1 tRNA gene and 2 rRNA genes are annotated in these 3,224 nt (G+C 62.3%); all 3 read left to right on the plus strand.

The features are described 5' to 3' along the window. Positions 1 to 59 precede the first annotated feature (59 nt). Positions 60 to 2,939, plus strand: a 23S ribosomal RNA gene (locus ABXG85_RS12825). 80 nt (positions 2,940 to 3,019) lie between these two features. Then, positions 3,020 to 3,136, plus strand: a 5S ribosomal RNA gene (gene rrf, locus ABXG85_RS12830). An 11-nt stretch (positions 3,137 to 3,147) separates the two neighbouring features. Beyond that, positions 3,148 to 3,223 (plus strand) — tRNA-Gly (locus ABXG85_RS12835). Position 3,224: the final 1 nt, after the last annotated feature.

Consider the following 3,224-nt stretch of genomic DNA (forward strand, 5'->3'; position numbering starts at 1 on the left):
ATCTTGAAAGCTAGGGTGGAGGAATGGAATGTGAGGCCACGTTGAGGCGTGGTCTTGAGGGTCAAGATGCTAAGGGCCCACGGTGGATGCCTTGGCACCCGAGCCGATGAAGGACGCGGCTACCTGCGATAAGCCAGGGGGAGCCGGTAGCGGGCGTGGATCCCTGGATGTCCGAATGGGGGAACCCGGCCCGTGGGAACACGGGTCACCGCGCGGGAGCGCGGGGGGAACCTGGGGAACTGAAACATCTCAGTACCCAGAGGAGAGGAAAGCGAAAGCGACTCCCTGAGTAGCGGCGAGCGAAAGGGGAAGAGCCTAAACCGTCTGGCTTGTCCGGGCGGGGTTGTGGGGCCCTCGGATGCCGAATCCCTAGCCTAGCCGAAGCTGTTGGGAAGCAGCGCCAAAGAAGGTGAAAGCCCTGTAGGCGAAAGGTGTGGGGATAGGTGAGGGTACCCGAGTACCCTGTGGTTCGTGGAGCCATGGGGGAATCTGGGCGGACCACCGCCTAAGGCTAAGTACTCCGGGTGACCGATAGTGGACCAGTACCGTGAGGGAAAGGTGAAAAGAACCCCGGGAGGGGAGTGAAATAGAGCCTGAAACCGTGGGCTTACAAGCAGTCGCGGCCCCTTTGGGGGTTGCGGCGTGCCTATTGAAGCATGAGCCGGCGACTCACGGTCGTGGGCGAGCTTAAGCCGGTGAGGCGGAGGCGTAGGGAAACCGAGTCCGAATAGGGCGTTTAGTCCGCGGCCGTGGACCCGAAACCGGGTGAGCTAGCCCTGGCCAGGGTGAAGCTGGGGTGAAACCCAGTGGAGGCCCGAACCGGTGGGGGATGCAAACCCCTCGGATGAGCTGGGGTTAGGAGTGAAAAGCTAACCGAACCCGGAGATAGCTGGTTCTCCCCGAAATGACTTTAGGGTCAGCCTCAGGTGCTGACTGGGGCCTGTAGAGCACTGATAGGGCTAGGGGGCCTACCAGCCTACCAAACCCTGTCAAACTCCGAAGGGTCCCAGGTGGAGCCTGGGAGTGAGGGCGCGAGCGATAACGTCCGTGTCCAAGCGCGGGAACAACCGAGACCGCCAGCTAAGGTCCCGAAGTCTGGGCTAAGTGGGAAAGGATGTGGCGTCGCGAAGACAGCCAGGAGGTTGGCTTAGAAGCAGCCATCCTTTAAAGAGTGCGTAATAGCTCACTGGTCGAGTGGCGCTGCGCCGAAAATGATCGGGGCTTAAGCCCAGCGCCGAAGCTGCGGGCCTAGGGTGAAAGCCCTAGGCGGTAGGGGAGCGTTCCCGATGCCGATGAAGGCCGACCCGTGAGGGCGGCTGGAGGTAAGGGAAGTGCGAATGCCGGCATGAGTAACGATAAACAGGGTGAGAATCCCTGTCGCCGTAAGCCCAAGGGTTCCTACGCAATGGTCGTCAGCGTAGGGTTAGGCGGGGCCTAAGGTGAGGCCGAAAGGCGTAGCCGAAGGACAGCCGGTTAATATTCCGGCCCTTCCCGTGGGTGCGATGGGGGGACGCTCTAGGCTAGGGGGACCGGAGCCATGGACGAGCCCGGCCAGAAGCGCAGGGTGGGAGGTAGGCAAATCCGCCTCCCGTTAGCTCTGCGTGGTGGGGAAGCCCGTGAGGGTGACAACCCCCTGAAGCCAGGGAGCCAAGAAAAGCCTCTAAGCACAACCCACGGGAACCCGTACCGCAAACCGACACAGGTGGGCGGGTGCGAGAGCACCAAGGCGCGCGGGAGAACCCTCGCCAAGGAACTCTGCAAGTTAGCCCCGTAACTTCGGGAGAAGGGGTGCTCCCCGCAAGGGGAGCCGCAGTGAATAGGCTCTGGCGACTGTTTACCAAAAACACAGCTCTCTGCGAACTCGTAAGAGGAGGTATAGGGAGCGACGCTTGCCCAGTGCCGGAAGGTCAAGGGGAGGGGTGCAAGCCCTGAACCGAAGCCCCGGTGAACGGCGGCCGTAACTATAACGGTCCTAAGGTAGCGAAATTCCTTGTCGGGTAAGTTCCGACCTGCACGAAAAGCGTAACGACCGGAGCGCTGTCTCGGCGAGGGACCCGGTGAAATTGAACTGGCCGTGAAGATGCGGCCTACCCGTGGCAGGACGAAAAGACCCCGTGGAGCTTTACTGCAGCCTGGTGTTGGCTCTTGGTCGCGCCTGCGTAGGATAGGTGGGAGCCTGTGAAGCCGCCCTTTCGGGGGCGGTGGAGGCGCCGGTGAAATACCACCCTGGTGCGGCTGGGGGCCTAACCCACGGAGGTGGGGACAGCGCTTGGCGGGCAGTTTGACTGGGGCGGTCGCCTCCTAAAAGGTAACGGAGGCGCCCAAAGGTTCCCTCAGGCGGGACGGAAATCCGCCGGAGAGCGCAAGGGTAAAAGGGAGCCTGACTGTGAGGCCTGCAAGCCGAGCAGGGGCGAAAGCCGGGCCTAGTGAACCGGTGGTCCCGTGTGGAAGGGCCATCGATCAACGGATAAAAGTTACCCCGGGGATAACAGGCTGATCTCCCCCGAGCGTCCACAGCGGCGGGGAGGTTTGGCACCTCGATGTCGGCTCGTCGCATCCTGGGGCTGAAGAAGGTCCCAAGGGTTGGGCTGTTCGCCCATTAAAGCGGCACGCGAGCTGGGTTCAGAACGTCGTGAGACAGTTCGGTCTCTATCCGCCACGGGCGCAGGAGGCTTGAGGGGGGCTCTTCCTAGTACGAGAGGACCGGAAGGGACGCACCTCTGGTTTCCCAGCTGTCCCTCCAGGGGCATAAGCTGGGTAGCCATGTGCGGAAGGGATAACCGCTGAAAGCATCTAAGCGGGAAACCCGCCCCAAGATGAGGCCTCCCACGGTGCAAAGCCGGTAAGGACCCGGGAAGACTACCCGGTGGATGGGCCGGAGGTGTAAGCGCCGTGAGGCGTTGAGCCGACCGGTCCCAATCGTCCGAGGTCTTGACCCTCTCCGCCCTGATGTCCACCCTAGCTTTCTCCCCCGCCCCTCAGGGTGCGCGGGAATTTTGAAAACCAAAACACCAGTATCCCCCGTGCCCATAGCGGCGTGGAACCACCCGTTCCCATTCCGAACACGGAAGTGAAACGCGCCAGCGCCGATGGTACTGGGACCGCAGGGTCCCGGGAGAGTAGGTCGGTGCGGGGGATTTTTCCCATGCGGGAGTAGCTCAGTCGGTAGAGCACGACCTTGCCAAGGTCGGGGTCGCGGGTTCAAGTCCCGTCTCCCGCTCCAA

Source organism: Thermus sp. LT1-2-5 (assembly GCF_040363165.1).
GTDB lineage: Bacteria > Deinococcota > Deinococci > Deinococcales > Thermaceae > Thermus.